General features: G+C 67.1%; 4 protein-coding genes. 3 read left to right on the top strand and 1 reads right to left on the bottom strand.

The features are described from left to right. The coding region (gene hisS / locus JHC81_RS13140) for a histidine--tRNA ligase (protein WP_292175404.1) at positions 1-1,464 on the top strand (1,464 nt) is incomplete at its 5' end. A gap of 286 nt (positions 1,465-1,750) precedes the next feature. On the opposite strand, the gene JHC81_RS13135 is transcribed toward hisS, so the two are convergent. Continuing rightward, positions 1,751-3,898 carry a M13-type metalloendopeptidase gene (locus JHC81_RS13135; RefSeq protein WP_292175402.1) on the bottom strand — a complete coding sequence of 716 codons (2,148 nt, stop codon included), beginning with the start codon at positions 3,896-3,898 and terminating at the stop codon, positions 1,751-1,753. 177 nt (positions 3,899-4,075) lie between these two features. Here JHC81_RS13135 and JHC81_RS13130 point away from each other — a divergent pair, with 177 nt between their 5' ends. After that, a complete protein-coding gene (locus tag JHC81_RS13130; protein WP_292175400.1) occupies positions 4,076-5,911 on the top strand; it encodes a cation:proton antiporter in 1,836 nt (611 codons plus the stop codon). Between the two features lie 221 nt (positions 5,912-6,132). Next, positions 6,133-6,692, top strand: a 560-nt coding sequence (locus JHC81_RS13125) for a TetR/AcrR family transcriptional regulator (protein ID WP_292175398.1), incomplete at its 3' end; no start/stop codon positions are given.

The following is a 6,692-nucleotide window of genomic DNA, read 5'->3' as shown; positions in this document are numbered from 1 at the left end:
GCTCGCAGCCCCCGCGGCTTTGCCGACCGGCGCGGCCGCGACCTGATCGCCGAGCGACGCATCGTGCGTCAGGTGTCAGAGGTCTATGAGCGCTGGGGGTTCGAGCCGCTGGACACGGGCGCGTTCGAATATGCCGATGCGCTGGGCAAGTTCCTGCCCGACGCCGACCGGCCGAACGAAGGTGTCTTCGCGCTTCAGGATGATGACGACCAGTGGATGGCGCTGCGTTACGACCTGACCGCGCCGCTGGCCCGGTTCGCCGCCCAGAACTGGGAAACCCTGCCCAAGCCGTTCCGCCGTTATGCCTTCGGGTCCGTGTGGCGCAATGAAAAGCCGGGCCCGGGCCGGTTCCGCGAGTTCACCCAGTGCGATGCGGATACGGTCGGCTCGGATCGGCCGGAAGCCGATGCCGAGATCATCGCCATGGCCGGCGAAGGTCTGCGCGCCGCCGGACTGGACGCGGATCAGGCCGTCATCCGCGTCTCGAACCGCAAGCTGTTCGACGGCCTGTTCGAGGCGGGCGGGGTGACCGATCCGGTCCAGAAGCTGACGGCGCTGCGGGCCATCGACAAGTTCGACCGCCTGGGCTGGGAGGGCGTCGCGGCCCTGCTGGGCGAAGGGCGACTGGACGACAGCGGGGACTATACCAAGGGGGCGCAACTGCCCCTGGGCGTGGCGTCGACCATCGAGGCCTTTCTGGCCTCGGCCGGGGATGCGGGGCTGAGCCGGTCGGAGACGCTGGACGCCGTGGCGCGCGCGGGCGGTCTGGGGGCCATCGGCGAGGCGGCGCTGAACGAGCTGGCGGCCATCGATCAGGCGCTGAATGCGATGAAGGTCGGCCAGGACGCGGTGCGGTTCGATCCGACCATCGTGCGCGGGCTGGAATACTATACCGGTGCAGTCTTCGAGGCCGAACTGCTGCTGGAGACGACCGACGACAAGGGCCGCGCCGTGCGGTTCGGCTCCATCGGCGGCGGGGGCCGCTACGACGATCTGGTGGCGCGGTTCACGGGCGAGCGGCTGCCGGCGACGGGCTTCTCGTTCGGGGTATCGCGCCTGGCCTCGGCGCTGAGGGCTGCAGGGCGGGCCGAGGATGCGGCGGTGCGCGGGCCGGTGGTGCTGATCGTCTTCTCCGACGCCGACATGCCGCACTATCTAGAGGCGCTGGCCGAGCTGAGGAATGCGGGCATCGCCGCCGAGTTGTATCTGGGCCGGGCGGGCATGAAGGCGCAGATGAAATATGCCGACCGCCGGGGCTCGCCCGCCGCCGTCATCCTGGGCGGCGACGAGATCGCGGCGGGTACGGTGACCATCAAGGATCTGGACGCTGGGCGCGCCGCCGCCTCGGCCATCGCGGGCAATGACGCCTGGAAAGCCGAGCGGCCCGGGCAACTTTCTGTCGAACGAGGACAGCTGGTCGAGACGGTCCGCCGTATCGTCACAGCAACGCTGGGGCCCGCGTAAGTTATCGTCGATAACCAAGCGGTTACAGCCTGTATTGCCTGACCAATCATTGACTTGTGCGGCAAACTGTCGTCAATTGGTCTTACTCGGAAGCGCAGCGTTTCGGCGCAGCAGCTCCTGGAGGCGTTTCGGGGAGGAAACGTCCGCTCCCTAGAGAGCGAAAGAAAGCCCGCTGCGATGTATCCCCCGCAGCGGGCTTTTTTGTGCCTGAAGCCCGGCCTTGGCGACCTATGAAAAAGGGCCGGAGCGTCGCCGCTCCGGCCCTCATCATTTCACCTTCCGACCGCTACCAGATGCGGACGCGCTGATCCTCGGGCAGATAGTAGGCGGTGCCCGGCTGGACGTCAAAGGCGGTGTACCATTCGTCCATGTTGCGCACCGGGCCGATGACGCGGAACTCGGCCGGGCTGTGCGAGTCGGTATCGATCTGCTGCTTCAGGGCCGCCTCGCGATACTTGGACTGCCAGACCTGGGCCCAGCCATAGAAGAAGCGCTGGTCGCCCGTGGTACCGTCCAGGACCGGGGCCTCGGCTCCGTTCAGCGACAGGCGATAGGCGGCCAGACCGACGGCCACACCGGCGGCGTCGCCGATGTTCTCGCCCATGGTCAACTGCGGGCGGACCTTGAAGCCGGGGATGGGCTCGAACTGGCCGTACTGTTCGCCCAGTCGCGCGGTCAGGGCGTCGAAATTGGCCTTGTCCTGAGGCGTCCACCAGTTGCGCAGTACGCCGTCACCGTCGGACTTGGAGCCCTGGTCGTCGAAGCCGTGGCCGATCTCGTGACCGATCACGCCGCCGATGCCGCCGTAGTTGACGGCCGGGTCCGCATCCGGATCGAAGAAGGGCGGCTGCAGGATGGCGGCGGGGAAGACGATCTCGTTATTGGTCGAGTTGTAATAGGCGTTCACGGTCTGGGGCGTCATGCCCCACTCGTCCTTGTCGACCGGCTGGTTGAGGCGGGCGAGCTGATAGTTCCACTGGAACAGGCCGGCGCGCTCGCCATTGCCGAACAGGTCGTCGGGGCGGATGTCCAGGGCGGAATAGTCGCGCCACTTGTTCGGATAGCCGATCTTGACCGTGAACTTGTTCAGCTTGTCCTCGGCGGCGGCGCGGGTCTCGGCGCTCATCCAGTCGTAGTTCTGGATGCGGGCGGCGAGGGCCAGGCGCAGGTTGGCGACGAGTTCCTCCATCTTGGCCTTGGATTCGGCGGGGAAGTATTCGGCCACATACTGGCGGCCGACGGCCTCGCCCAGCATGCCCTCGGCGAAGCTGATGCCGCGCTTGTCGCGGGGGCGCTGCATGGGCTGACCCTGCAGGTCGCGCGAGCGGAACTCCCACTGGGCATCGGCAAAGCGCTTGGACAGACGGCCCGCCGCATCGTCGGTGGTGTGGAAGGCCTGCCAGGCCTGGATCGTCTCGATCGGCGTCTCGGCATAGATGGCGGCGATGGCCGGCAGGGCCGTGTCCTGACGCACGATCAGGCGCGGCACCTCACCGACGCCGACGGCGTTGTAATAGTCCTGCCAGGGGAAGCCGGGAGCCTCCTCGGCCAATTTGGCGATGGTGTATTCGTTGTAGGTCTCGTCGCGGTTGCGGTTCTGCTCCGGCGTCCAGTGCGCTTCGGCGATACGGGTCTCGAAGGCGACGATGGCGGCGGCGCTCTCGACCGGGCTGTCCCAGCCGATCATCTCCAGCATACGGGCGACATAGGCCTGATACAGCACCTTCTTGTCGGCCCAGCGTTCGGCCAGATAGTAGTCGCGGTTGGGCAGGCCGATGCCCGACTGGCCCGTCGAGACGACATAGCGGGTTGGGGCCTTCTGGTCGGTCGTGATGCCGGTGCCGAAGATGGAGCCGCCGACCTTGCCCTGGGTCGAGCCCATGTAGACGGCGGCCTTGTCATGGGTATCGGCCGCGCGGATGGCGGCGAGATAGGGAGCCAGCGGCTGGGCATCCAGCGCCTCGATCCGGGCCTCGTCCATGTAGGATCGATAGGCGTCGGCGATCTTCTGCTCATCCGATCCGGCGGTCAGGTCAGTGCGGGCGGCCAAGTCGTCAATCATTACCTTGACCCGGTTGTCCGACAGTTCGCGCAGCAGGTTGAACGAGCCGTAGGAGGTACGGTCCGACGGGATCTGCAGCCGGTCCAGCGCCGCGCCATTGGCATAGCGGAAGAAGTTGTCGCCGGGGTTCACCGAGGTGTCGCGCCCGGCCAGGTCGAACCCCCAGGTGCCGTATTTGGGCGTCGCGATGCCCTGGTAGCCTTGGACCGTGCCGCCGGCGGGGGCGGGCGGAGCCTGGAACAGTTCGAAGACGGTGCAGGCCTCGTCGATACAGGCGTGGTCGTGGCCGTCGTCGCTGAAATGCTGGGCGAAGGCGGGGGCGGCGGGCAGGACGAGCGCGCCGATGGCGGCACCGAGAAGCAGGGTCTTCATGCAGATCAAACCTTGGCTGTTCAGAAGGCGGAGGATGTCGGCGCGGACCCTACGCCCTGATTTCGCGCCGTAACCTGAATTTTTTGTCATGAAGCGGATTAGAGGCCTCACGGTCAGGCTTTCGCTTGGCGTTGAGGGCGCAGCACCCGATAGTGCGCCGCAACAGGCGGGAGCATCATGGCGGGCGGACACGGCGGCGGCGAATACAAGGATCTGGTGGTCTTTCTGGCGGCCGCCGGCGTGGTCGTGCCCCTGTTCAACCGTTTCAAGATCAGCCCGGTGCTGGGATTTCTGGCCGCCGGGGTGCTGCTGGGGCCGCAGGGGCTGGCGAGGCTGGCCGACACCCTGCCGTGGCTGAGCTGGCTGACCATCTCCGATGCGGCCCAGATAAGGTCGCTATCGGAACTGGGCGTCGCCTTCCTGCTGTTCATGATCGGGCTGGAGCTGTCGTGGGAGCGGCTGAAGGCGATGCGACGGCTGGTTTTCGGCCTGGGCCTGACCCAGGTTGCGGCCTGCACCGTCGTGCTGGGTGCCGTCTTCATGCTGATGGGCCAGTCGCTGGTTGCTTCCGCGGTGCTGGGCATGGGGCTGGCGCTGTCATCCACGGCGGTGGTTATGCCGGTCATGGCCGAGCGCGGGCGGGTGACCACCACCAGTGGTCGGGCGACCTTTTCCATACTTCTGGCCCAGGATCTGGCCGTCGCGCCGATCCTGATCACCGTCACCGTCCTGGCGGCCCTGGCCCAGGGTGCGACCGCGGCCGGGGGGGACTTCGATCCTGCGGTGCTGCGCCCTGCCCTGCTGACGCTGGTCCCCGCCGCCATCGGCCTGGCCCTGCTGGTCGCTCTGGGGCGGCTGGTGCTGCGGCCCATGTTCCGTTCCGTCGCCAAGGCGAAGGCCAAGGGCCAGGGCCAGGAGATGTTCGTGGCCGCCAGCCTGCTGGTCGTCGTCGGCTCCGGCCTGGCGGCCCAAGCGGCGGGCCTGTCGATGAGCCTGGGGGCGCTGATCGCCGGACTGCTGCTGGCCGAAACCGAGTTCCGGCGCGAGGTCGAAATCTCGATCGAGCCGTTCAAGGGGCTGCTGCTGGGCGTCTTCTTCGTCGGGGTGGGCATCGGTCTGGACCTGGATGCCGTCGCTGCCGATCCCTGGGGCGTGTTCGGTCTCGCGGCCCTGCTGACCGCCGTCAAGATCGGCCTGATCTATGGGGCGGCGCGGCTGTGGGGACTGAACAATCGCACCGCTATCGAGACAGCCCTTGTCCTGGGACCGGCGGGAGAGTTCGCCTTCGTCATCCTGGGGGCCGGCGTGCTGGAGGGGATCGGGTCACCCGGCTTTACCCAGACCGCCCTGCTGGCGGCGACTATCAGCATCTTCACCATCCCGCTGATGGCCCTGATCGCCAGTCGCCTGACGAAGAGGGTCGAGGCGGCGCATCCGGATCTGCCGCCCGAGGCCCTGGTGCCGGTCGATACGGACAATCAGGTTCTGATCGTCGGCTTCGGTCGGGTCGGGCGGCTGGTGGGCGAGATGCTGACCGAGCACGGCCAGACGTTTCTGGCCATCGACGCCAATCCCTCGACCGTGTCCATGGGGCGGGCCGAGGGGGCCAATGTCTTCTATGGCGATGCCGGACGCGAGGAGATGCTGCGGCTGTGCGGGATCGACACGGCCCGCGCCGTCATCGTCACCATGGACGCGCCCTCCAAGGTGGACGAGGTGGTGGTCGCCGCCCGCGCCCTGAGGCCGGATCTGATCCTGATCGCGCGGGCCCGCGACGACCGCCATGCCGAACGGCTGTATCGGCTTGGCGTGACCGATGCCGTGCCGGAAACCACCGAGGCCAGCTTGCAACTGGCCGAGAACACCCTGGTCGATCTGGGGGTGCCCATGGGCCTGGTTCTGGCGTCCGTTCACGAACGTCGCGATCGCTATCGGAAGCTGTTTCAGGCCGCCATGCCCGATGGACAGACAGCCCGACGGCCGCGCGCGCTGCGGGCCACGAACCGGAGCTGACGCGGCCTTGGGTTTGTCAGGGTGTCACCAATTGTGTTGCCGAAACGGCCGGGCTGTTAATCCCTGCACCCCATTTTGGTCATCGTTCGGTGGTCAACAGCCGCGCTGTCCGGAAAGACGTTCGGTGTGCTGCGGCCGCCGTGTTCCATTCCTTCCGTCACTTCGGTGATCCAGTTTCACGCGGCACAAGGGTTCAAGCCGCCAGTCGAGTAACCGATTTCATGCGAGATTCCGTTTTGCCCACGACCCAGACCGACGCCGATATCGAGGCCCCGCGCCTGAACCGACGCCAGGCCGCCAAGGTCCGCACCCACGCCAAGGTGCTGGAGGCCGCGCGCGTCCTGTTCGCGGAGCGCGGATATGACGCGGCCACCATTCGCGACATCGCCAAGGGTGCCGGCATGTCGACGGGGGCGGTCTTCGCCAACTTCCAGGACAAATCCGAACTGTTCGAGGCGGTCCTGGCGGAAAATCTGGCCGGGACCTTGGAAGCGTTTCAGGCGGCGGCGACGGCGGACGGTCGCGCGGCCGAGCGCCTGACATCGGCCCTGTCGGTCGGCTATCATCGCGGTCTGGACCATCTGCCGCTGGTTCAGGCGATATTCGCCCGCGCCTGGTTCCAGCCCGAAGACGCCAACGAGCGCCAGCGCGCCATGGCCAAGCCCTTCGTCGAGTCCATCGCCGGTATTCTTCAGGCCGGCATCCGCGAGGGCGAGTTGCGTCAGGACGTCGACGTGACGCTGATGACCCGCATGATCTGGGAACTGTACATGGCCAACTA

The sequence above is a fragment of the Brevundimonas sp. genome (assembly GCF_016463295.1).
Classification (GTDB): Bacteria; Pseudomonadota; Alphaproteobacteria; order Caulobacterales; family Caulobacteraceae; genus Brevundimonas.
This window is presented reverse-complemented; position numbering and strand designations above follow the sequence as displayed.

Coding starts and splice junctions, on each gene's coding strand:
- JHC81_RS13135 (WP_292175402.1), bottom strand. CDS start 3,898: ATGAAGACCCTGCTTCTCGGTGCCGCCATCGGCGCGCTCGTCCTGCCC.
- JHC81_RS13130 (WP_292175400.1), top strand. CDS start 4,076: ATGGCGGGCGGACACGGCGGCGGCGAATACAAGGATCTGGTGGTCTTT.